This window comes from Leucobacter fengyongliangi (genome assembly GCF_052386045.1).
Genome location: NZ_CM126356.1, coordinates 1,274,393 through 1,298,201, shown reverse-complemented (window position 1 = coordinate 1,298,201; position 23,809 = coordinate 1,274,393). Strand labels below are relative to the sequence as shown.

The following is a 23,809-nucleotide window of genomic DNA, read 5'->3' as shown; positions in this document are numbered from 1 at the left end:
CTGCCGTGGTGGCGAACCTCAAAGTGCGTCAGTCTTAATCCATCATCTCAAGATACGGGAGGCACCCAGTGAAGACCATCGGACTCCTCGGCGGGATGAGTTGGGAATCCACCGCTGTGTACTATTCGGTTGCCAACCAGCTCGTCCGCGACCGACTCGGCGGTCTGAATTCCGCGAAGATTGTGCTTGACTCACTGAACTTTGCCGAGATAGCACAATTGCAGCGCGCCGACGAGTGGGACCGCGCAGCGGAGGTTCTGGCGCTGCACGCTCAGCGGCTCGAACGGGCGGGCGCAGACATGATCCTCATCTGCACCAACACCATGCATCTGCTGTTCGACCACGTGCAGGAAGCGGTGAATGTTCCGGTGATCCACATCGGCGACGCGGTAGCTGCCGCAGTACGAAAACAGAATCTACAAAAGGTTGGCCTACTCGGAACCGCGTTCACCATGGAAAAAGACTTCTATCGCGAGAGGATCGCAAGCCACGGCCTGGAGGTCATCGTCCCCGAGCCCGCGGACCGTGCGCTGGTGCATCGAGCCATCTTCGAGGAGCTCGCGGTTGGCATCATCAGCGAATCAACACGGGCGGTGTTTCAGCGGATCATGGCCGACCTCGTTGCAGCTGGAGCCCAGGGCATCGTTCTCGGCTGCACTGAGATTGAATTGCTCGTGCACGAGGAAGACTGCCAAGTGCCGGTGTTTCCCACCGCGAAGATCCACATGGAAACCGCTGTTGACGCGGCTATGAGCGAGGCAGTATCCAGCGAACCTCAGTAGCATTGTGGCAGCCCATTCTCAGAGGGAGGCCAGGCATGATTCGCCTATTGGCACAGTACCTGCGCCCGTATGCCCCGCTCGTTGCCGGGGTCATTCTGCTTCAACTCACGCAGGCCGTTGCGTCGCTGATTCTGCCGACGCTGAACGCCTCGATCATCGACGACGGAGTCGCGACCGGCGACACGGGCACCATCTGGAGGTTGGGTGGCTTGATGCTGCTGGTCTCGCTGCTACAGATTGGTGCCCAGATCGGCGCGGTTTGGTTTGGGGCGAAGGCTGCCATGAGTTTCGGCCGAGACCTGCGTGAGTCAATCTTTGTTCATGGCTTGAGCTTCTCAGGTCGTGAAGTCGCCCTGTTCGGTGCGCCGACCCTCATCACGCGAAACACGAATGATGTGCAACAGGTGCAAATGCTCGTGCTCATGACCGCCACCATGATCGTGAGCGCCCCGCTCACCGCGATTGGCGGCATTTTCATGGCACTTCGCGAGGACGTGGGGCTCAGCTGGCTCATCCTCGCCGCCATAGTTGCCCTGGGCACGATCATCGGGGTGCTGATTGCCCAAATGACTCCGCTCTTCCAGTCGCAACAGAGGCGGATCGACACACTGAACCGGGTGCTGCGGGAGCAGATTTCCGGCCTTCGGGTGATCAGAGCGTTCGTACGGGAGCCAACCGAGGCGGCGCGATTTGACCGCGCAAACGCGGAGCTCACAGACACGGCCACGCGAGTGGGGCGGCGCATGGCCATGATATTCCCATCAGTGTTTGTCGTGATGAATGTCTCCAGCGTCGCTGTCGTGTGGTTCGGAGCGTTCCGCATCGCCGATGGTAACCTGCAGGTCGGGCAGCTCACCGCGTACCTCGCCTACCTCACTCAGATTCTGATGAGCGTGATGATGGCGACGATGATGCTGATGATCGCACCGCGCGCCGCCGTCTCCTCTGGTCGCATTCTCGAGGTTCTCGAGACCCCCACGTCGGTCACCCCACCTGCACAACCGGTGACCCCCGTGGATCAGCGAGGCGAACTCCGATTCGAGGGCGTGAGCTTCTCCTACCCTGGGGCCGAGAAGCCCGTGCTGACTGACATTACGTTTACGGCGCTGCCCGGCACCACGACCGCCATCATTGGTTCGACCGGATCGGGGAAGAGCACCCTGATCAATCTCATTCCCCGTCTCACGGACGCGACGGGGGGACGTGTGAAGGTCGACGGTGTCGATGTGCGCGATCTCGACCCCGACGTTCTGTGGGGCCGCATCGGACTCGTACCGCAGCGCCCGTACCTCTTCAGCGGCACCGTCGCCTCGAATCTGCGGATGGGAAACCCGGAAGCGAGCGACGAGGAGCTCTGGCAAGCCCTCGAAATCGCGCAGGCAAGCGACTTCGTCGAGCGAATGCCCGACGGGCTCGGTTCCGCGATCTCTCAGGGCGGCACGAACGTTTCGGGTGGCCAACGACAGCGACTCGCGATCGCGCGTGCACTGGTTCGCACACCCGACATATACGTGTTTGACGACTCCTTTTCTGCGCTCGATGTGGCGACCGACGCGCGACTCCGTGCGGCCCTCGCGCGTGAAGTCGGGCACGCTGCGGTCGTGACGGTGGCACAGCGCGTCTCGACAATCCGCGACGCGGACCAAATCGTCGTGCTTGACGACGGCACGGTCGCGGGCATCGGCACACACGAGGATCTCCTCCGCACGTGTCCGACCTACGCCGAAATCGTTGAGAGCCAGTTCCGGGCAGAAGACGAGGAAGTCACCGCATGAGTCTCCACAGCCCCCAGGCACACTCCTCCAGGCCCCCGGCGAACGAGCGGCCAAAGTTCGGCCCCCAGGCTCAGGAGAGCGGACCTCGCGGTCCCCTACGACCCGGCATGGCAAGCGGCGAGAAGGCCATCTCCTTTGGCCCCTCGTTGAAGAGACTCATCGGTCATCTCGCACCACACCGCATCGCGATCTTCTTCGTCATCGCCATGACGATCCTCGGCACCGGCCTCAGCGCGCTCGGACCGGCGATTCTCGGCAGCGCGACCGACCTCATCTTCAATGCCGCCGTGCGCGACCGTGTGCCGATCGATTTCGCGGCCGTCGGGCGCGTGCTGATGTTGGCTCTCGCGGTCTATCTCGGCTTCTTCGTCTTCTCCGCACTCGCCGCGTTCATCATCAACGGAGTCGTGCAGCGTTCGATCTACCGGCTGCGCCAGCAGGTGAGCGACAAGATCACCAGGCTCCCCCTGCAATACTTCGATGCCCAACCGCGCGGCGAACTCCTCAGCCGCGTTACCAATGATGTCGACAACATTTCGCAGTCTCTGCAGCAAACCCTCTCGCAGATCCTGAGCAATCTCTTCACGCTCATCAGCGTTGTGGTGATGATGTTCGTCGTGTCGTGGCAGCTCGCGGTCGTCGCCCTCGTAACCATCCCGATCGCCCTGGCGCTCACGATGTTCATCGGCAAGCGCTCACAGAAGCTCTTCGCGAAGACGTGGAAATCAACGGGCGAACTCAACAGCCAGATTGAGGAGGCATACACCGGGCACGACCTCGTGACCGTCTTCGGTCGTCGGCGAGAGGTGCGCGCCGCGTTTGTGCAGAAGAACGCGGAGTTGTATGAGGCTTCCTTTGGTGCGCAATTCATCTCCGGCATCATCATGCCGGTCATGTTCTTCATCGGGAACCTGAACTACGTGGCCATCGCCGTCTTCGGTGGGCTCATGGTGACGAGTGGCACGCTGGGAATCGGGGCGATTCAGGCGTTTGTGCAATACAGTCGACAGTTCACCCATCCGATCACTGCGCTCGCCTCAATGGCGAACCTGCTGCAGTCGGGAATCGCCTCGGCGGAGCGAGTCTTTGAGGTGCTGGACGCTCCCGAAGAGACGGCGGATCTCGACGGCTCCCTGCCCGACGAGATCGAGGGGCGAGTCGCGTTCGAGAACGTCACATTCGGGTACACCACCGAGCGCCCGCTGATTCATGGACTCTCCCTGGTCGCTGAGCCGGGATCCACCATCGCCATCGTGGGCCCGACAGGTGCCGGCAAGACCACGCTCGTCAACCTCATCCTGCGCTTCTACGAGTTGCAGGGAGGTCGGATCACGATTGACGGTGTCGACATTGCCTCGGTACCGCGGCGCGAACTCCGCGACCACATAGGTATGGTGCTGCAGGAGACCTGGCTGTTCGGCGGCACGATTCGCGACAACATCGCCTATGGTGGCGACAACGCGAGCGACAGCGAGATTGTCGCCGCAGCGGAGGCAAGCTACGCGGATCGGTTCATTCGCACCCTGCCCGATGGCTACGACACGATCATCAACGACGAGGCGACCAACCTGTCGTCTGGCGAGAAGCAGCTACTCACCATTGCCCGCGCCTTCCTCAGCAACCCCGACATTCTGATCCTTGACGAGGCGACCTCCTCGGTCGACACACGTACCGAAGTGCTCGTGCAGAATGCGATGAGTCGGCTGCGCGCGGATCGCACGTCGTTTGTGATCGCGCACCGACTCTCGACCATCCGAGATGCCGACATCATTCTGGTGATGGAGGATGGCGCAATCGTGGAGCAGGGTTCGCACGATGCACTGATCGCCGCACACGGAGCGTACTACCGTCTCTACCAATCGCAGTTCGCGGCCGGTCTCGTCGAAGACTCAGAATAGTCACCTCTCAGAAAAATACCCCATGGGGTATATTGGTGCTTATGCACACACGAGAGATCGACGCGTGAGGGTCGGAACCGGAGGCCCAGCACCTCGACTGGGTCTCCGCGCCAACGCAGCGCAGTTCACGCTTCTCGTTGCGATCAACGCGCTCGTGGGTGGAATGGTCGGCCAGCAGCAAACAGTGCTGCCCTTGCTTGCCACAGAAGTGTTCGGGCTGACCGGGTTTACCTTCATCTTCGTGTACGTTGCTGCGTTCGGTATCACCAAGGCGATTGCAAACTACTTCGCTGGAACACTCTCAGACCGCTACGGTCGCAAGCCGGTACTGCTCGCGGGCTGGATGTTTGCGATCCCGGTGCCCATCATGTTGATTCTCGCGCCCGACTGGTCGTGGATCGTGCTGGCGAACGTGTTGTTGGGCATCAATCAGGGCCTGACCTGGTCGACCACGGTGGTGATGAAGATCGACCTGGTCGGCCCGTCACAGCGCGGACTCGCGATGGGACTCAACGAGGCCGCCGGCTACGGAGCCGTGGCTGTGACCTCGCTGTTCGCGGGCTACCTGGCCGCGGAGTACGGCCTGCGGCCCGCCCCGTTCCTTCTGGGGCTCGCTTACACGGCGCTCGCAATTCTTCTCTCCGGCGTGTTCGTCCGAGAGACGCGCGGCTTCGCGAGACTTGAGGCGAGTCGATTGGCGAACGCCGCGGTGAATACTGCGGAGAGCAATTCCGCATCTCCCCACCGGCTCAACGACACCCTCACGAACCGTCAGATTGTCGCGCTCACCAGCCTTCGCGAACCTGCGCTGGCTACAGCCAGCCACGCGGGACTCGTGAACAACCTGAACTTCGGCCTCTCGTGGGGGCTGTTTCCGCTGCTGTTTTCAACCGCCGATCTCACGGTGCAAGAGATCGGGCTCCTGTTCGCCCTGTATCCCGCGGTATGGTGCATGGGTCAACTGCTGACCGGGGCGCTCTCCGATCGCATCGGCAGAAAATGGTTGATCGCCTCTGGGATGGCCCTGCAGTCGGGTGCGCTGGTCATTATCGCGCTCGGCGATAGTTTTTCCGGCTGGGCCACAGGGGCAGCTTTGCTCGGAGCCGGCACGGCGATGGTCTACCCGACGCTGCTCGCCGCGGTCGGAGATGTGGCACACCCGTCGTGGCGGGGGCGCGCGGTTGGCGTGTATCGGGTGTGGCGAGACCTCGGCTACGCGGCAGGAGCGATACTCGGCGGGCTCGTCGCCGATTCTCTGGGGCTGCACGCTGCCGTGTGGTTCGCTGTGGCGATCAGTGCGATCGCGGCGCTTCTCGTCTCGTTCAGAATGTACGAGACCCATCCGGCATCAGCCAGACAAGCATGAACGGTGGGCCCGGCCGGGATCGAACCGACGACATCCACGGTGTAAACGTGGCGCTCTACCAGCTGAGCTACAGGCCCCCGCCCGCGATGCGGACCTCACCATCCTAGAGGAATCCGCACCGCGGTGCTAAATCGCGCGTCGCCTAGAGCGTGGCGATCACTTCACGGTACGCGGAGAAATCGCGCGCTTCGCCCGGACTCGTTTCGAACGACGCCACTACCTTGAGACCCTCGCCCACAATCACCGTCGCGCGAGTCGCAATGCCGCGCTCCTCCACGAATGCATCGAAGCTTCGAGAAACCTTTCCGTGGGGCCAGAAATCGGAGAGGATCGAGAACTCGTAGTCCTCCTGAGTTGCCCAGGCCCGCAGCGCGTGCACGGAATCTACCGAAATACCCACGAGACGCACCTTCGAATCCGCGAACAGGGCAATGTTGTCGCGCAGTTCGCACAACTCCCCCGTGCAAATTCCTGAAAACGCGAGCGGGAAGAAGACGATCGCTACTGGTCCGCTCTCGACGAGCTCAGAGAGCGTCAATTCCTCTCCGTGTTGATCTGACAGCGTGAAATCCGGGGCGATCGCGCCTACGTGCAGCACCATGTACAGTCTCCTTTTCGACGCGGGGCGTCTGTATTTAAGCGTCTATCCAGTCTATGGGGCGCGTGCCTGATGCCGCTTCCGACGATTCTTTCCGTGCGATCGCGCGTGATCCGCACCCGAAATTGTGGAATCCGTCACGCGGGCCCGACCCAAGACGGCAATTCTCGTGTGACTTCGATAGTGTGGTTTCGGTCCGCCTACCGGCGGCGACTAGTTCGCACCGTGCCAAACCCGGCACTCCTGCGACACCTGGTGAAGGAGCAACAACGTGGCTGTGAACACTGAGGATCCGTACGCGTCTGATCGCGAGGACATCGATCCTGAAGAGACAACTGAATGGGTCGAGTCACTCGACGCAGTCGTCGACGAACGAGGCGCCGCTCGGGGCCGCGAGATCATGACGAGCCTGCTCGCTCGCTCTCGCCAACTGCACCTGAGCGTGCCGCAGGTCCCCACGACGGACTACGTCAACACCATCGCATCTGACGACGAGCCAGAGTTCCCGGGCAACGAAGAACTCGAGCGCAGCTACCGTCGGTGGATCCGCTGGAATGCGGCCGTGACCGTGCACCGCGCGCAGCGACCCGGCATTGGTGTCGGCGGGCACATCTCCAGCTACGCATCGGCTGCATCGCTGTACGAAGTTGGATTCAATCACTTTTTCCGCGGCCAGGATCACCCCGGCGGCGGGGATCAGGTGTTTATTCAGGGCCACGCCTCTCCCGGCGTGTACGCTCGCGCCTTCCTCGAAGGCCGGCTCAGCGAAGATCAGCTTGACGGGTTCCGCCAGGAGAAGTCACACGAGGGGGGCGGTCTCCCCAGCTACCCACACCCTCGACTCTTGCCAGATTTCTGGCAGTTCCCGACCGTCTCGATGGGTCTTGGCCCGATCAATGCGATCTATCAAGCACAGCTCAACAAGTACCTCACCAATCGAGGCATCAAAGATGCCAGTGACCAGCATGTGTGGGCATTTCTCGGCGACGGCGAAATGGACGAGGTGGAGAGCCGCGGCCAGTTGCAGGTCGCCGCGAACGAGGGGCTCGACAACCTCACCTTCGTCGTCAACTGCAACCTGCAGCGTCTTGACGGCCCCGTGCGCGGCAACGGCAAGATCATTCAGGAACTGGAAAGTTACTTCCGGGGCGCAGGTTGGAACGTCATCAAGGTGGTGTGGGGTCGTGAATGGGACGACCTCCTCAGCCGCGACTCCGACGGTGCACTGCTGAACCTCATGAACGTGACGCCTGACGGCGACTTCCAGACGTACAAGGCCGAGAGCGGTTCCTTTGTGCGTGAGCATTTCTTTGGTCGCGACGAGCGCGCGCTGCGCTTAGTCGAGGGCTACACCGATGAGCAAGTATGGGGGCTGCGCCGCGGCGGCCACGACTACCGCAAGGTCTATGCCGCATACAAGGCCGCGACCGAACACAAGGGTCGCCCCACGGTGATTCTCGCGAAAACCATTAAGGGCTACGGGCTCGGATCGCACTTCGAGGGCCGTAACGCGACCCACCAGATGAAGAAGATGACGCTTGAGGATCTCAAGCGCTTCCGCGATGCGATGCGGATTCCGATCAGCGATGCGCAGCTCGAAGCGGATCCGTACCGCCCCCCGTACTACCACCCGGGCACAGACGATGCGGCGATCCAGTATTTGCAGTCACGTCGTGGCGAACTGGGAGGCTACCTTCCCGAGCGACGCTCCTCCCACGTGCCAATTTCGCTTCCTGAGAAGCAGACCTACGCCATTGCGGCTAAGGGATCCGGAACGCAGGAAGCCGCGACCACCATGGTGTTCGTGCGGCTGCTGAAAGACCTGATGCGCGAGAAGGGTTTTGGCCATCGCTTTGTGCCAATTATTCCCGACGAGGCGCGCACCTTTGGAATGGACAGCTACTTCCCCACGTCAAAGATTTACAATCCGAACGGCCAGAACTACGTCTCCGTGGATCGCGAGTTGTTGCTCGCATACAAGGAGAGCCCGCAGGGGGTCCTGCTGCACGTGGGCATTAACGAGGCCGGAGCAGCTGCGGCGTTTACCGCGGTTGGCACCTCGTACGCCACGCAGAGCGAGCCTCTGGTACCGATCTACATTTTCTATTCGATGTTCGGATTCCAGCGAACGGGCGACGCCATCTGGGCAGCCGGCGATCAAATGGCTCGTGGGTTCATGATTGGTGCGACAGCCGGTCGCACCACGCTCACGGGCGAGGGCCTGCAGCACGCCGACGGGCACTCTCTGGTGCTGTCAAACACCAACCCCGCGGTGGTCTCCTACGATCCGGCCTATGGGTACGAGATCGGTCACATCGTGCGGGACGGCCTGGAACGCATGTACGGCGGATCCCATCCGGATCCCAACGTCATCTACTACCTCACCGTGTACAACGAGCCGATCATCCATCCGGCTGAGCCAGAAGGTGTCGACGTTGACGGGATCCTGCGTGGAATTTATCGCGTCAGCCCTTCGACGGGTGAGGGAATCCCCGCGCACATCTTCGCCTCGGGTGTAGCGGTGCCGTGGGCGCGTGAAGCCCAGGATCTCTTGGAGAAGGATTGGGGCGTCTCCGCCGACGTGTGGAGCGTTACCTCGTGGAGCGAGTTGCGCCGCGACGGTATCGCGGCAGAGCGTCACAACTTCCTTTTCCCCGAGGAGGACGTACGGGTGCCGTACCTCACTCAGAAGCTGCAGGGCACCGAGGGTCCGGTAGTGGCCGTCAGCGACTGGGCGACCGATGTTCCGGATCAGATTCGTCAGTTTGTTCCGGGCGATTACTCGGTGCTGGGCGCCGATGGGTTCGGCTTCTCAGATACCCGCGCCGCAGCCAGGCGTCACTTCGCGATTGACCGCGAGTCGGTCGTGGTGAAGGTGCTGCAGCGCCTCGCAGCTCAGGGCAAGATCGATGCCTCTGTGCCCAGACAGGCGGCCGAACGCTATCGCCTGCGCGATGTCAACGCGGGCACCACGGGCGGTGCGGGCGGAGAAGCCTAGCTTCTCCGCGCCACCGAGCTCGTCGCACGCACCCCACCACCACCTACCGGACAGCAATCGGAGCACGCATGGAACGATCGAAGGAACGCGAGCTCAGCTGGCTGCGCACGATCGCTGGCGAACTGGCGACGCAGACGATGGCTCGGTTAGAGGAGACGCTGCCGTGGTACGGCGAAATGCCACCGAGTCGGCGCAGTGCGGTCGGCCTGGTGGCGCAGACCGGAATCAGCTCGTTCATCCAGTGGTACGAGGATCCGAGCGCGACCCCATGGATCGCAAGCGACGTGTTCAGCGTTGCGCCACGCGAACTCCTGCGGAGCATCAGCCTGCAAGAGACCCTGCAGCTGATCCGCGTTGTCGTCTCCGTAGTGGAAGAACGTGTTGCGAGCCGAAGCGAGGAGCTGCGTGAGGCGATCCTGCACTATTCGCGCGACGTGGCCTTCGCCGCGGCTGATGTCTATGCACGAGCTGCGGAAGCTCGCGGCCTGTGGGATGCGCGTCTTGAGGCGCTCGTCGTCGACTCGATCCTGACTGGAGAGAGCGACGACGAGCTTCCGAGCCGCATTGCGGCCTTGGGATGGCATGGTGCCGGCGAGGCCGCAGTGCTCGTCGGCACCTCCGACCGATCGGTAGATGTTGATCAGATTCGGAGAACCGCCCGCCACTCTGGCGCCGACGTGTTGGTCGGTCTGCAAGGAACGCGACTCGTGCTCGTGCTCGGACGCATGGCGCAGGAGAGCAAGGATCCTCACGCGATGCCGCCGGCTCAGGTTCCATTTCTCGAGATAGCCGAGCGCCTCGTTGATTTCTTTGCCGACGGCCCACTCGTGCTCGGTCCCACGGTCGAAAACCTGGTTTCGGCGTCTCGGAGCGCACGCGCCGCACTCGCCGGCATTGCCGTCGCGAGATCCTGGAGAGGCGCCACGCGTCCGGTAGGTGCGGACGATCTCCTTCCCGAACGGGCACTCGCCGGCGATGGGCTCGCGAGGAGGACGCTCATCGAACAGATCTACGAGCCCCTCACTGCCCATTCCGGCGAACTCCTCGAAACCCTGTGGTGCTATCTCGACAATGGTCGGTCCCTCGAAGCCACCGCGCGCGAGCTCTTCGTGCACCCCAACACCGTGCGATACCGCCTGAAGAAGGTCAGCGAGGTGATCGGGTGGAACGCGACCGGGGCCCGCGAGGCATTAATCTTGCAGGCCGCGCTCATCGTCGGTTCGATCGCCCAACACGGGGCAAAACGGCCCGTTCGTGCCAAGCGATAGCCCGCGGGCACCTCGCAACACACCCCTCCTCACCGAGCCTGTTTGATTCTGACAACGATTCACAAGATTTCTGGTTGGTTATATACCGGAATCCGAGCGAACTTCTGAGAAACTAAAAGACGTGATTGTCATCGCTTGCCCAGGACAGGGCTCACAGACCCCCGGCTTCCTCGCCGACTGGCTTGAAGAACCCGACGCCCGTGCGTTCCTGAACCGCGCCTCGGAACACGCAGGCGTCGATCTCGTGGAACACGGCACCACGAGCGATGCCGACACGATTCGTGACACGCGAGTGGCCCAGCCCCTGATTGTCGCGGCGAGCTTGCTCGCCTGGCACGCCCTCTCCCGGCGGGTGTCTCTTGACGAGGTCGGAATCGCCGGCCACTCGGTGGGCGAATTCGCCGCGGCCGCGGCCGCTGGGGTGTTCAGCGACACCGATGCCCTCGCCTTGGTCGGGGTGCGAGGGCGCGCAATGGCGGAAGCCGCCACTCGAGTACCGACCGGCATGAGCGCCGTGGTTGGCGGGAACGAGGACGATGTTCTCGCGAAGATCGCGGAGCACAGGCTGACCCCAGCAAACCGAAACGGCGGGGGCCAGATCGTTGCGGCGGGAGAGCTCGAGGCGCTCGGAGCGCTCGCCGCTGACGCACCCCGCGGTGCTCGGGTCATCGCCCTGCAGGTCGCCGGCGCATTCCACACCGAGTTTATGCAAGAGGCCGTGCCCGCACTTGCGGCAGCTGCCGCCCAGGTCACGGTGAGCGATCCCACGCATTCGTTGTGGACAAACGCAGACGGTTCGCTGGTGGCGCGTGGCCAGCGCTACCTGGAGTTGCTCGTCTCGCAGGTGGCTCATCCGGTGCGCTGGGACGCGTGCATGACGAGTTTCCAGGAGCACGGAATCACTGGACTCATTGAGCTCACCCCAGCCGGCGCGCTGACGGGAATTGCCAAGCGCGCACTCAAGGGCGTCCCCACGGTCGCAGTAAAGACTCCTGCTGACCTCGAGGGCGCTGTCGAGCTGATCACGAGTGCCCAGGCAACCGCCTAGTCACCCATCGGAAGGATTGAACATGGCAATGCTCACTCAGGTCACCGGCCCGGCGCACACCCGAATTCTTTCGGTCGGTGCGGCACGCGGTGACCTTGACGTGCCCAATGACGATCTCGTCGGCCCTATCGAATCCTCAGATGAGTGGATCCGCCAGCGTACTGGCATCGTGCAGCGCCGCCGCGCGAGTTCCGCGGTGGGGGCGGTTGACCTGGCGGTCGCCGCTGGCGAAGAGGCGATCGTGAGGAGCGGTCTCGATCGCACTGAGATCGACGGAGTGATCATCTCCACGATCTCAAACGTGGCGGTCACCCCGTCAATGGCCTCCCTCGCTGCTTACCGCCTCGGTCTCGCTCCTGCCGCTGCCTTCGACATCTCGGCCGCATGCGCGGGATACACCTACGGGGTCGGCCAAGCGGATGCACTCGTGCGCTCTGGCATCTGCAAGAACGTGCTGGTAATTGGTGCCGAGAAGCTTTCCGATGTCGTGGATCCCACCGATCGCAGCATCTCCTTCCTGCTCGGCGACGGCGCGGGCGCGGTCATCGTCGGCCCGTCAGACCACCCCGGAATCGGACCTACCCAATGGGGTTCCGACGGCGAGAAGTGGGACGCGATTCGCATGACTGCGACGTTCGAGGAATATCGAAATAACCCCACCGAAGTCGCATGGCCGACATTGCGGCAAGACGGTCAGACTGTGTTCCGCTGGGCAGTGTGGCAGATGGCGAAGGTCGCAAAGGAGACCCTCGCGGCATCCGGGGTTGAGGTCAGCGACCTGGCCGCATTCATTCCGCACCAGGCAAATATGCGCATCATTGATGAGTTTGCGAAGCAACTGAAGCTGCCCGACTCCGTCGTGATCGCTCGTGACATCGAGACCCAGGGCAACACCTCCGCAGCATCGATCCCACTCGCCATGCACGCTCTTCTCGAAGCGCACCCCGAGCTCTCGGGTGGCCTGGCCCTGCAGATCGGGTTCGGAGCGGGCCTTGTGTACGGGGCCCAAATCGTCGAGCTTCCCTAGCGCTGAGCGATCCACGATCTTTTCCTCTTACCCTCTTTCACACACCCCAACCAAAGGAGAAATTAATGGCATACAGCAACGATGAGGTCCTCGCAGGCCTCGCAGAGCTCATCAACGACGAGACCGGCATCGCAGCAGACGTGGTGGCACTCGACAAGTCGTTCACCGATGATCTCGACATCGACTCAATCTCGATGATGACCATCGTCGTGAACGCCGAAGAGAAGTTCGACGTCAAGATCCCCGACGAAGAGGTAAAGAACCTGAAGACCGTCGGCGATGCCGTCGACTTCATCGTCAAGGCTCAGGCCTAAGCATTCGGGCTAGGGGCGGGCTGAACGCTCGCCCCTCCCCGCCCACAGACTCTCTCCGGCGACGTACGCGTTCTCGGGGAATTCTTACTCGACTTTTCAACATCCTCGCGAGGCACGAACATGAGCAAAAAGATCGTCGTCACCGGAATCGGTGCGTCCTCCCCTATCGGCGGCACTGCCCGCGAGACTTGGGACGCACTGCTGGCTGGAGTATCCGGGGCCAAGACCCTCGAATACGACTGGGTGGAGAAGTACGACCTGCCGGTGCAGTTCGCGGCCGAGGCCAAGGTGCGCCCGTCAGAGGTGCTTGAGCGACAGGTTGCGAAGCGACTCGACCCGTCGAGCCAGTTCGCGCTGATCGCCGCGATGGAGGCGTTTGCAGATGCCGGCTCCCCCGAAGTTGAATCCGAGCGGCTGGGCGTCGACTGGGCTACCGGTATCGGTGGCCTCTGGTCGCTGCTCGACGCGTGGGACACGCTGCGCGAGAAGGGCCCACGCCGGGTCATGCCGCTGACGGTTCCCATGCTTATGCCCAACGCGCCTGCGGCCGCAGTATCGATGCACTTTGAGGCTCGCGCCTACGCGCGCACGGTCGCCTCAGCTTGCGCATCCAGCACCGAGGCAATCGTGAACGCCTACGAACATCTCCAGGCTGGGCTCGCCGATGTCGTGATTGCTGGTGGATCCGAATCCGCGATCCACCCCATCACCCTCGCTTCTTTCTCGTCGATGCAGGCGCTCTCGAAGCGCAACGATAGCCCAGAGACCGCGTCACGCCCCTACTCGGTGGATCGCGACGGGTTCGTGATGGGCGAGGGCGGGGCCGCGCTCGTTCTCGAGACCGAGGAGCACGCGCTCGCACGCGGTGCCCGGATCTACGCCGAGATCGCTGGCGGCGGGATCACTGCAGATTCATACCACATCACCGCTCCTGAGCCCGAGGGCAAAGGTGCGAGCCGTGCGGTTGAGCTCGCCCTTGCCGCAGCAGGTGCGAGCGCAGACGACGTGACGCACATCAATGCACACGCCACCTCCACTCCGACCGGCGACGGTGCCGAGTACGCAGCCTTGCGTGTTGTGTTTGGCGCTCGCGTCGACTCGATTCCGGTGTCGGCCACAAAGGGTGCCACTGGTCACCTGCTTGGCGGTACGGGTGCGCTCGAGGCGGTTTTCGCCGTACTTGCCGTAGCAGAGCGACTCGCGCCGCCCACGATTAACACCACTGAACAGGATCCGGCGATCCCGTTCACGATTTCGAGCACACCGATGCCTCTCGGAGAGGGACCGCAGCTCGCGATCTCGAACTCATTTGGGTTCGGTGGACACAACGCGGTGGTAGCCGTTCGCTCGGTGTAACGCCGAGACAGAGGAAGCCCCGGGACGATCCCCGGGGCTTCGTTGTTGGCGTGCCGGTCGGCCGCGGTATTCCGTCGACCGACCGGTACATCTGTTAACTCACGCGATGGAGCGTGAGAATCGTGGCATCGCCGTCCTCGGCTTGACGGAACGCTTCGAGTTCGCTGTCCCACGCTTCTCCAAGCGCGAGGCGAAGCTCACGGGCGAGCAGTTGTGCGTCTCCCCCAGCACCTATGATGGCCGCGCGAACCGCATCCTCGCTCAACACGCCGTTGCCGACGCTGTCGGTCTGCATATGGAATATCCCGAGCGATGGACTGTGCATCCACCGTCCGCCATCGCTGCAGGCGGTCTGATCTTCGGTGATCTCGAACCGCACATGCTGCCACCCGAAAAGCGATGACGCGACGGCCGAGGCGGTGCCAACCGGGCCACGCCAGGTGGCCTCCGCACGCAACATTCCGGGCAGAAGTGGCTGAGGGCTCCAGTCGAGCTTCACTACCGAACCGATTTCGCGAGCGAGCGCCCACTCCACGTGCGGGGCGAGCGCCTTCGGGCAAGAATGCACGAAAAGTACCCCCGAGGTGTTCACCTGCGCGGTTCCTAACGTCATCACGATCTCCCTTGCAATTCGAAACGTCTTCCCCTACGTCGAATCGGGTCGTGAGTGTGATAGCGGCTCTATCCTCGCACGCTTCGCGGGTGGAGGCAACCACGGGTCTTCGCGAAGCCGAGCACGGAACGACAATTTGGATATAGTCTAGATTTTTGGGGGACGGGCAACGAGCTGGTCCTGGGCTATGGGGGTCACCGTGGTCGTTGCTTTGTGGTTTCTAGGCCTCATCACCGCGCTGCTGTTTGTGGCGGCAGGAGCTCTCAAGCTCCTCGCCCCGAACAAGTGGCTGCGCGCAAAGGGGTTGGTCTGGGTTGATTCCTTTCCTTCGTGGGGCGTGAAGCTCATCGGGATCCTCGAATTGCTCGGCGCTGCTGGCATTGTGGTGGGCCTCGTGAACCAGGAACGATATGCGCCACTCGCCTGGTGGTTGATTGCCGGAGCGGCTCTCGGATTGCTCGTGGTGATGATTGGCGCCATCTTCACACACGTGCGCCGACGAGAGTCCGTGCTCGCCCCAGTGATTCCCGGGCTCCTCACTGCCCTCGTGCTGGTACTCGCAGCCCTGCTCGCGACGGATTGGCCCGGCGGGGTGCGTGCACCAAGCGGCGCGGTACCCGCGAATCCGCTGTGGAAGGGTGACACCAAGCCCGAACCAGTACCCGAAGAAAACGTCGTTCTGCGCCTGCCCGATGACATGTACCGGCACAAGGACGCTCCGACCGAGTGGTGGTGGCACATTGGCACCTTGCGCGCGGGCGACCGGGTGTTTGGGTTCGAGATCAACGCGGCCTCGTTCGTGGGACAGGGATTCGCGATGACCCAGGTTTCCCTCACAGATGCCGACAGCGGCGAGCACTACGAGCGAACGCAGGTCTATGTGCCCCAGCCAATCGGAAACTTCAACGTCGCGAACTGGGCCGAAGGCGACCCATCAAAGGATTGGTACGCTCGCCTCGGAGACCCCTCCTGGGAGGTCGGCGGGTTCACTCTGACCGACCCCGGCTCGGGATACACAACGGCACCGACGGTCACGATCGAAGGCACTGGCACCGGCGCCTCTGGCATTGCTGTGTTGGATGAAGACGGCACCGTCGGTCAGATTGTGTTGGTCAACCCGGGTACTGGGTACACAGAAATACCGACCGTCACCCTGAGCGGTGGTGACGGCAGCGGTGCCACCGCGGTGGCCGTGCGCAGCTTCGTGTCGATGACCGCACCGCAGGCCGACCCGAGTCAAAACATTCATGTGCAGTCGCTTCTCGTCGACGATCCCACCCTGACCGAGGTGGAGTTCGACCTCACCTTCTCGCAGCAGGGGCGGCCGTTCTTCGTCTTCGGCACCGGCATTGAGCCGAGCGCAAAGGTCCACAGCCTCACGGAGGACAACTACTACTTCTCATACACCCGCCTGGCTGCATCCGGAACGGTCACGATCGACGGCGAGGAGTTCGAGGTGTCGGGCACCACCTGGATGGATCACGAGTACGGCAACTTTGGCGGCGGGTCGTCTGACACCCGGGTGCGATGGTTGCTGCAAGACATGCAACTCGACAACGGCTACACTCTCTCAAACGCCGGGATCATCGGTGAGGGATACAAACCCGAAATTGGAGTCACGGTCGACTCGTACGCAACGATTCAAGACCCCGACGGCAACCTCTACTACGTTGCGAGCACCGTCACGCCGGTCGGTGAGCTGTGGGAAAGCCCACGCACCGGCAGGGGCTACGCGCAACAGTTCCTGGTAGAGATTCCGTCGTTCGATGCGGAGATCACCGTAACGACGCGAGTACAAGATCAGGAATTCGCTGTCTCGGGCGCGCCCATTTACGAGGGCATTGGCAGCATCGAAGGATCGCTCCTCAATGAGGGAGTCACTGGAGATGCGTGGATCGAGCAGGCGTTCTAGCGAGACTTTAGGGCCCCGGGGGTTGATGTTGCCGGGGCCCATGATCGCCTGGGCGGTGCGTGTTGTGGCCATATCTGGAGACACCTGCCACGCGAGTTGGCATCTGATGGCGCGTGGCCCTACCGTATGAACATGCTGCCCTTCTTACTGATCACCACCCGTGATGATCATGGCGTGGCCGAACACGAGTATGCGGGGTACTGCCGTCTCACCGGTCTACTCCCCGAAGAGCTGCATTGGCAGCGCGTGGATCAGCGACCTCTCGTGCCAGTGGATCTGCGCGACTACTCGGGCATCTTGCTGGCGGGAAGCCCCTATACGGTCAGCGAACCTACCGAGCTGAAATCAGCAACCGAACTCCGCGTGGAGCGGGAACTCGCTGGACTACTCGATGAGGTGATCACCGGCGATTTTCCTTTCCTGGGCATCTGTTACGGCGTCGGCACCATCGGCTCACACCAGGGTGCCCGGGTCGATCGCACCTTCGGGGAACCTGCTCAGGCGACCACGGTGAGTCTGACTGAGACTGGCGGGCTCGATCCACTCTTTCGGGAGCTGCCCGCCAGCTTTGAGGCCTTTGTCGGCCATAAGGAGGCGATCAGCGAGGTTCCCCCGCACATCGCGGTGCTCGCCTCGTCACCGGCCTGCCCGGTGCAGGCGTTCCGTGTCGGCGCGAACGTGTACGCCACCCAGTTTCACCCGGAACTCGACTCGGAGTCGTTTGCCAACCGTGTGCGCGTCTACTCGAGACACGGTTACTTTGATCCAAGCGAGACCGAGCAAATCGTCGCGAGGATATCTGCTGCTGACGTGCGTGCGTCGCACATGGTCCTTGCCCGCTTTATCGAGGAGTATGCCACCTCCTCGTCGCACCACGTGCGCCTCTCGGCCTCGCCTCCACTAGGCTAGAGGAGTTGCCACGGGGCGTTAGCTCAGCCGGTTAGAGCAGCGGACTCATAATCCGTCGGTCGCGGGTTCAAGCCCCGCACGCCCTACTGAACCGTTGCCCTCCCTGGTGTCCGCTGCGCCTTCCCGCCGCTGTGCCTTCCCGCCGCGCGATGCCCGCGCCCGGTGCAGCTGGCCGAACATGCGCGCCGCACGACACGCAGTCGTCCACGCCTGGTGTGCTCGCCGGGCGCACAGGCAACTCACGCGGCCCTATTCAGCCCAGGGTGCCGTGTTTGCGCGAGCAAGGCACCCTGGGTCAAACAGGGCACTTCCTTTAGCTGCGCATTCCGCGAGCACCCACACGGAGGGCACCGAGAGACGATTCCACTTGACACGGGATATACCCCGGGGGGTATAGTTAAACCATTGATACCCACTCGGGTATTTCCTGACGGACCGTGACGAGAGGACTCACTATGTTGCTGGAGCGAATTTACGACGAAGACCTGGCTCAGGCGAGCTATTTTATCGGCTGCCAAGCCAAGGGCGAGGCGATTGTGGTGGATCCACGTCGCGACATCGATGAGTATCTGGCAATCGCCGCGAAGAACGGTATGAAAATCATCGCGGTCACCGAGACACACATTCACGCCGACTATCTCTCGGGCACACGCGAACTCGCCGCCCGCACCGGTGCCGCGACCTATGTTTCTGACGAGGGCGGCCCTGACTGGACCTACGGCCCAGCATTCGATGATGCCGTTCGCATGAAAGATGGTCACGAGATCACGCTCGGCAACATCACTCTCAAGGGCGTTCACACCCCAGGCCACACCCCCGAGCACTTCTCCTTCCTCGTCACCGACGGTGCACAGTCCCCCGAACCCGGGTTCATGTTGACCGGCGACTTCGTCTTCGTGGGTGACCTTGGCAGGCCCGACCTCCTCGACGAGGCGGCCGGTGGCATCGACACACGCTTCGGGGGCGCAAAAGACCTCTTCACGAGCCTCCGCGATCGCTTCCTCACGCTCCCCGACTACGTTCAGGTGCTTCCAGCCCACGGCTCGGGCAGTGCGTGCGGCAAGGCCCTGGGCGCGATCGCGATGACGACTGTCGGCTACGAGCGCAACTTCTCGTGGTGGGCCCCGTACCTTCGCAATAACGACGAGCAGGGATTCATCGACGAGCTGCTGAGCGGTCAGCCCGATGCGCATGCCTACTTTGGGCGCATGAAGGTGCAGAACAGGGTCGGCCCGGCCCTCATCGGTGACGTCACTGAACTCACGGAATACACCGCCGAGCAGCTGACTCAGGCACTCGCTGCCGACTCGGTCATCTTCGTCGACACTCGCGGCAATCGCGAAGTGCACGAGGGAACAGTGGCACGCTCGCTCAACATTCCTGGTGCTGCCAAGGCCGCAAGCTATGGGGCCTGGGTGTACAACCCCGAGGTCGAGACCCGCCCGCTCGTGCTCCTTGCCGAGGATTCCGAAGTGGCCGCCGAGCTGCGCGATCACCTGGTTCGCGTGGGCATCGATTCGGTCGTGGGCTACGTGACCTCGCTGGATGGGCTTGAGCTGATCGCGCCGAAGCTGGTGCGTCCGGAGGATCTCGATGGCTTTGCACACGTCATGCTTCTCGACGTGCGAAACAAGACCGAGTTTGCCGAGGGCCACCTGCCCGGAGCCGAACAGCTGTCGGGCGGTCGTGTGCTCTGGCATCAGGACCGTCTCCCCCAGGACGGCACCATCGTGACGTACTGCCAGAGTGGCGTGCGCAACAGCGTTGCCGCCTCTGCGCTTCGCCGCGCCGGTTACGATGTGGCCGAGCTGGAGGGCAGCTACCTCGGCTGGCTCGCTGTCCCGGGGAACCAGCCGGTGACCAGCGCGTCGCTGGCAGCAGTCGCAGCCTAACCCAGCCACACGGTGGGCGGTCACCGCCCGCCCACCGCTCAACACCTAGACACGGGAGACATCTTGGATACCGGGACACTCATCGCTCTGCTCCTCGCCGTGGTCGTCGGAGTGTCGCTCGGCCTCCTGGGCGGCGGAGGTTCGATCCTCACGGTTCCGATCCTCACCTATCTCGCGGGCATGCCGCCGCAGGAAGCGATCGCTGCTTCCCTGTTCATCGTCGGTGTCACGAGCGCCGTGAGCGTGTTTTCACACGCGCGTGCGGGTCGTGTGCGGTGGAAGATCGGGGTGATCTTCGGAGCAGCGGGCATGGCGGGAGCGTTCGCCGGCGGGATCCTCGGCGGATTCATTCCAGGCGTTGTCCTGATGATCCTGTTTGCCGTCATGATGGTGGCCACCGCCACCGCAATGATCCGCGGGCGAAAAAAGACCGCCGGCGCGAACGAGAGCGGTGGGGAAAAGGCGCTGCCGCTCGCTCGAGTTCTGCTCGACGGCTTCGTCGTCGGGCTTGCCACCGGGCTGGTCGGAGCCGGAGGCGGGTTCCTGATAGTTCCCGCCCTCAACCTGCTCGGTGGTCTCCCGATTGCGGTGGCGGTGGGCACCTCGCTGCTCGTCATCGCGATGAAGTCAACGGCAGGCCTCTCCGGCTACCTCTTCACAGTGCAACTCGACTGGCCGCTCGTGCTCTCGTTTACCGGCATCGCGATCGTGGGCTCACTGATTGGTGCGAAGCTCGCGGGCCGGATTCCGGAGCAGTCACTTCGTAAGGGATTCGGCTACTTCGTGCTGGTTGTCGGAGTGTTTGTGCTCGTCAAGGAGATTCCGCCGCTCATTACCGGCACTCCGCTGTTCTAGCTGTACTTCAGCATTTCCTGCGTCATTTCAGATATTGCCACACCACCCCAGAACCGGAGTCACTGTGCCAGAGATACAGTTCACAGCGTCAGCGCCTACGACTGAACAGCCGAGACTCGGACGCCGAGTTCCCGGTTACGACATTCCCGTGATCAACGAGCGTGCGGTGCGGGCCGCAGCGGGCCTCCTCTTCCTCGGCGGCGCCATCGCTTTCGGGTTCGCCATTGCCACCGGCTCGCAGCAGCCACTCCAGCCCTTTGGTATGTTCTTCATGCTCGACATGCTGCTCCGAGTCACCGCCGGCGATCGTTGGTCGCCGACACTGGCCCTGGGTCGCCTCATCGTGTCACGGCAGAACCCGGAGTGGGTGGGCGCCCCCCAGAAGGCCTTCGCCTGGTGGCTGGGTTTCGGGCTCGCGTTCGTATCCTGCGTGGGCATGGGCTGGTTAGGGCTTCCGCTCTCGGCCACGCTCGCGCTGTGCAGCGTATGCCTGACCCTGCTGTTCGTCGAGACCGCGTTCGGCATCTGCGTGGGTTGCAAGCTGCAACAACTCTTCAGCAAAACCACACCTCAGTACTGCCCCGGCGGCACCTGTGAGACTCGCGGCTAGTTCCCACGCACAGCGGGGGCTGACTCCGTACCGAGGCTCCAAGGAACCCTGGAACCCTGGGCCCCTGGATCACAGGAACCCCGGTTCCCCGGTACTACATTTCATTTCGTCACGTCACCCTTCCCCCCCACCCAGTTTCCATCCAAGGAGAATCATGATCCGCACCATCGTCGCCGCAGTCGGAAGCCTCGCCCTGATTGGCTCGCTCGCCGCATGCTCGAGCAGCGCCTCTGAACCCGTTGAGATCGGCGCGAACACCGTCGTGCTAGATGTCCGTTCGCCCGACGAGACGGCTGCGGGCTACCTCGAAGGCGCGCAAATGCTCGACTTCAACAGCGGGGAGTTCGCTGCCAAATTGCCGACCCTCGACCCCGATGCCGAGTACCTGGTCTATTGCCGGTCAGGCAACCGCGCTGGTCAGGCCATCGCAATGATGGAGCAGAACGGTTTCGAGAACGTCACGAACCTCGGCTCGCTCGAGCAGGCCGCGAACGCGACCGGGCTTCCCATCGTCAGCTAATACCGCGCTGAGGGGTGTGGCGCGAGGGGCTACATGCGTGTTGCCCCTCTGAGAATGACGCTCGCGCAGGGTTCGCGCGCTGTGAACCCTGCGCGAGCGTCTACCTGGAGCGATTCTCGAGGGCCGAATGACCAGACTGAGGGTGGAACTTCGCGAGCCCGAGAACGCCGACGAGCGCAATGATTCCGGTGAGGATAAACACGACCACCGCCCAAATCGGCGCACCGGCTGCCTCATTCAGCACGACGATGCCTATGAGCACGGCAACCAGCGGATCAATCACGGTCAGCCCCGCGATCACAAGATCCGGAGGCCCGGAGGAATAGGCGTTCTGCACGAAGACCATGCCCAGAAGCGCGCCCACCAGGAGCGCCGCCACGCACACCCAGGTCAACCAGTCAAACTGGTCTTGCTGGAAGCGGCCGATCACTGCCTTGGCAAACGTGGCGACAAACCCATACAGTACACCGGCACCAACCACATAGATGAGTGCCACCGAGTGGTGCCGCAGCAACACGAACGCAATCAGGGCGACGACAAGCACGCCCGCGAAGATCAGCAGGATCGCGACGAGTTTTTGGTTCGTGACCGGGCGATCCGACGCGGTGAACGCGGCTACGAATACGAACAACATGATGCCACCGACGCACATCGTGATCGACGCTTTGACCCGCTTGCCCAGCCGCACCCCGCTGAAACGAGTGTTCAGCACCGCTGTAATGACGAGCGCAAACACCCCGACGGGCTGCACCACTATCAGCGGGGCGAGCGAGAGCGATCCGATCTGAAATAGCACGGCCAGACCGAGGAGAACGGTTCCCACGAGCCAGGAAGGTCTGCGGATCAAACTGAGCACATGGCGAAACGAAAGCCCTGAGCCCGCGCTCAGACCCACGATTCGCTCAACCTTGTTGAGTCCACGAGACTGATACTGCGCGCCGAACGACATGAGGGCCGCTCCCACCAGGGCGAGCGGGATGCCCCAAAACTGGATCGGATTCAGCGAAACGGCCTCGGCCAGTTCGTTGGTCAATCCGCCCTCAGCGAGCAGCAGTGTCAGAGTCACTCCCACACGCTACCGCCCCGCGCTCACGCTGGCGACTAGCCTCGGGGAGTGTCGGCTCCCCCTAGTCACTCTTGAGCATCAGGTTGATGAGGTGCAGGGCCGCGAGATCCACCTCGTCGTTCACAATCACCTCGTCAAATTCGCTCGCCGCAGCAAGCTCGACCCTCGCGGTCTCGAGCCGCCGTTCGCGCTCCTCTGGGCCCTCGGTGCCACGACCGACGAGTCGATGCACGAGTTCTTCCCAGCTCGGCGGTGCGAGAAACACGAGCCGAGCCCCAGGCATGCTCGCACGCACCTGCCTCGCACCCTGTAGATCAATCTCAAGCAGCATCGGCTCACCCTGTAGGGCAGCCTCCAGCACCGGCCCGCGCGGTGTGCCGTAGCGGTAGCGGTTGTGCACCGTCGCCCACTCGAGCAGGTCGCTCGCAGCCAGCATCCGGTCGAACTCTTCGTCGGTGATGAAGAAGTAGTGCACGCCGTGACGCTCGCCTGGCCTCGGCGGCCGTGTGGTGACCGATACCGAGTGACGTACTTCCGGGTAGTGCTCACGCACGTACGCCGCCACAGTCCCCTTCCCCACTGCCGTGGGGCCGGCGAGCACCGTCAGCGGCGGGCGACCAGGGGTCTCGTCTACCCCCGACCGCACGCGAACGAACTCCTCAAGGCGTTGCCGCTGCTGTCTGCCCAGACCGCCGAGTCGCTTCCGGGGTGAAATTCCGAGCTCGTCGAGCGCCCGCAGCGCCTTCGTCTCCCCCACCGCAGGAAATGTCTGCAGGTACTCGGAGACGCGGAGCGTCGCCTCCGGAAGATCGGGGTTCGCGGAGTCGTTCAGCGCCTTCAGCGGGGAAAGCTCACCGCTGCGCAGACGCTGCTTGAGATCTGCCCGCGCGCGCCTGGCCGCAACCGCTGCCCGGTTCGCCGCAAGTCGATCGACCTCCGGCATCGCTGGCCGCTCCGCAGGTGTGTGTTCACTCATGGTGTCTCCCTTGTGGATCGGTGGCC

The 23,809-nt window shown here is 62.9% G+C and carries 20 protein-coding genes and 2 tRNA genes; 17 read left to right on the top strand and 5 right to left on the bottom strand.

From position 1 onward, the window contains the following. Window positions 1-68 precede the first annotated feature (68 nt). The 4 genes from ACTNFK_RS06065 to ACTNFK_RS06050 all read left to right on the top strand — a co-directional run bounded on the left by ACTNFK_RS06065 (window position 69) and on the right by ACTNFK_RS06050 (window position 5,821). A complete protein-coding gene (locus ACTNFK_RS06065; protein WP_435935897.1) occupies window positions 69-782 on the top strand; it encodes an aspartate/glutamate racemase family protein in 714 nt (237 codons plus the stop codon). Between the two features lie 35 nt (window positions 783-817). Next, on the top strand, window positions 818-2,557 hold the full coding sequence (locus ACTNFK_RS06060) for an ABC transporter ATP-binding protein (protein WP_435935898.1): 1,740 nt from the start codon (window positions 818-820) through the stop codon (window positions 2,555-2,557). Then, entirely contained in the window at window positions 2,554-4,455 is a 1,902-nt protein-coding gene (locus ACTNFK_RS06055) for an ABC transporter ATP-binding protein (RefSeq protein WP_435935899.1), read from the top strand. The genes ACTNFK_RS06060 and ACTNFK_RS06055 overlap by 4 nt, the downstream gene beginning before the upstream one ends. Window positions 4,456-4,519: 64 nt before the next feature. Then, entirely contained in the window at window positions 4,520-5,821 is a 1,302-nt protein-coding gene (locus ACTNFK_RS06050; RefSeq protein ID WP_435935900.1) for an MFS transporter, read from the top strand. Window positions 5,822-5,825: 4 nt separating this feature from the next. Here ACTNFK_RS06050 and ACTNFK_RS06045 read toward each other — a convergent pair. Then, a tRNA-Val gene (locus tag ACTNFK_RS06045) sits at window positions 5,826-5,898 on the bottom strand. A gap of 65 nt (window positions 5,899-5,963) precedes the next feature. Further along, window positions 5,964-6,422, bottom strand: a complete 459-nt coding sequence (locus tag ACTNFK_RS06040) for a peroxiredoxin (RefSeq protein WP_433646425.1) — start codon at window positions 6,420-6,422, stop codon at window positions 5,964-5,966. A gap of 268 nt (window positions 6,423-6,690) precedes the next feature. Here ACTNFK_RS06040 and aceE point away from each other — a divergent pair, with 268 nt between their 5' ends. From aceE to ACTNFK_RS06010, 6 genes are all read left to right on the top strand, one after another. Then, window positions 6,691-9,417, top strand: a complete 2,727-nt coding sequence (aceE, locus tag ACTNFK_RS06035; protein ID WP_435935901.1) for a pyruvate dehydrogenase (acetyl-transferring), homodimeric type — start codon at window positions 6,691-6,693, stop codon at window positions 9,415-9,417. Between the two features lie 68 nt (window positions 9,418-9,485). Further along, on the top strand, window positions 9,486-10,685 hold the full coding sequence (locus tag ACTNFK_RS06030) for a PucR family transcriptional regulator (protein WP_435935902.1): 1,200 nt from the start codon (window positions 9,486-9,488) through the stop codon (window positions 10,683-10,685). Window positions 10,686-10,806: 121 nt separating this feature from the next. Continuing rightward, entirely contained in the window at window positions 10,807-11,733 is a 927-nt protein-coding gene (locus ACTNFK_RS06025; protein WP_433646428.1) for an ACP S-malonyltransferase, read from the top strand. Between the two features lie 22 nt (window positions 11,734-11,755). Next, window positions 11,756-12,760 carry a beta-ketoacyl-ACP synthase III gene (locus ACTNFK_RS06020; protein WP_435935903.1) on the top strand — a complete coding sequence of 335 codons (1,005 nt, stop codon included), beginning with the start codon at window positions 11,756-11,758 and terminating at the stop codon, window positions 12,758-12,760. A gap of 65 nt (window positions 12,761-12,825) precedes the next feature. Then, window positions 12,826-13,074 carry an acyl carrier protein gene (locus ACTNFK_RS06015; RefSeq protein ID WP_433646430.1) on the top strand — a complete coding sequence of 83 codons (249 nt, stop codon included), beginning with the start codon at window positions 12,826-12,828 and terminating at the stop codon, window positions 13,072-13,074. A gap of 120 nt (window positions 13,075-13,194) precedes the next feature. After that, complete coding sequence (locus ACTNFK_RS06010; protein WP_435935904.1) at window positions 13,195-14,430, top strand: beta-ketoacyl-[acyl-carrier-protein] synthase family protein; 1,236 nt, start codon at window positions 13,195-13,197, stop codon at window positions 14,428-14,430. A 94-nt stretch (window positions 14,431-14,524) separates the two neighbouring features. Here ACTNFK_RS06010 and ACTNFK_RS06005 read toward each other — a convergent pair whose 3' ends face one another. After that, the gene (locus ACTNFK_RS06005; RefSeq protein WP_435935905.1) at window positions 14,525-15,043 is read right to left on the bottom strand and encodes a DUF3145 family protein; all 519 of its coding nucleotides are present in this window, start codon (window positions 15,041-15,043) and stop codon (window positions 14,525-14,527) included. A 187-nt stretch (window positions 15,044-15,230) separates the two neighbouring features. Between ACTNFK_RS06005 and ACTNFK_RS06000 the strand changes: the two genes are divergently transcribed. From ACTNFK_RS06000 to ACTNFK_RS05970, 7 genes are all read left to right on the top strand, one after another. After that, on the top strand, window positions 15,231-16,955 hold the full coding sequence (locus tag ACTNFK_RS06000) for a lipocalin-like domain-containing protein (RefSeq protein WP_435935906.1): 1,725 nt from the start codon (window positions 15,231-15,233) through the stop codon (window positions 16,953-16,955). A gap of 132 nt (window positions 16,956-17,087) precedes the next feature. Next, entirely contained in the window at window positions 17,088-17,864 is a 777-nt protein-coding gene (locus tag ACTNFK_RS05995) for a glutamine amidotransferase (protein WP_435935907.1), read from the top strand. 12 nt (window positions 17,865-17,876) lie between these two features. Beyond that, a tRNA-Ile gene (locus tag ACTNFK_RS05990) sits at window positions 17,877-17,950 on the top strand. A 369-nt stretch (window positions 17,951-18,319) separates the two neighbouring features. Continuing rightward, window positions 18,320-19,756: an MBL fold metallo-hydrolase gene (locus ACTNFK_RS05985; protein ID WP_435935908.1), complete on the top strand. Its 1,437-nt coding sequence runs from the start codon at window positions 18,320-18,322 to the stop codon at window positions 19,754-19,756. A 63-nt stretch (window positions 19,757-19,819) separates the two neighbouring features. Further along, window positions 19,820-20,611 carry a sulfite exporter TauE/SafE family protein gene (locus ACTNFK_RS05980; RefSeq protein ID WP_435935909.1) on the top strand — a complete coding sequence of 264 codons (792 nt, stop codon included), beginning with the start codon at window positions 19,820-19,822 and terminating at the stop codon, window positions 20,609-20,611. A gap of 148 nt (window positions 20,612-20,759) precedes the next feature. Then, window positions 20,760-21,221 (top strand): DUF4395 domain-containing protein, encoded by a 462-nt coding sequence (locus ACTNFK_RS05975; RefSeq protein ID WP_435935910.1) that lies wholly within the window; start codon window positions 20,760-20,762, stop codon window positions 21,219-21,221. 154 nt (window positions 21,222-21,375) lie between these two features. Then, window positions 21,376-21,741, top strand: a complete 366-nt coding sequence (locus ACTNFK_RS05970) for a rhodanese-like domain-containing protein (protein WP_435935911.1) — start codon at window positions 21,376-21,378, stop codon at window positions 21,739-21,741. Between the two features lie 100 nt (window positions 21,742-21,841). Here ACTNFK_RS05970 and ACTNFK_RS05965 read toward each other — a convergent pair whose 3' ends face one another. Both ACTNFK_RS05965 and gmk read right to left on the bottom strand, forming a co-directional pair. Next, entirely contained in the window at window positions 21,842-22,807 is a 966-nt protein-coding gene (locus ACTNFK_RS05965; protein ID WP_435935912.1) for a DMT family protein, read from the bottom strand. Between the two features lie 61 nt (window positions 22,808-22,868). Beyond that, window positions 22,869-23,783 (bottom strand): guanylate kinase, encoded by a 915-nt coding sequence (gene gmk / locus ACTNFK_RS05960; protein WP_435935913.1) that lies wholly within the window; start codon window positions 23,781-23,783, stop codon window positions 22,869-22,871. Between the last annotated feature and the right edge of the window lie 26 nt (window positions 23,784-23,809).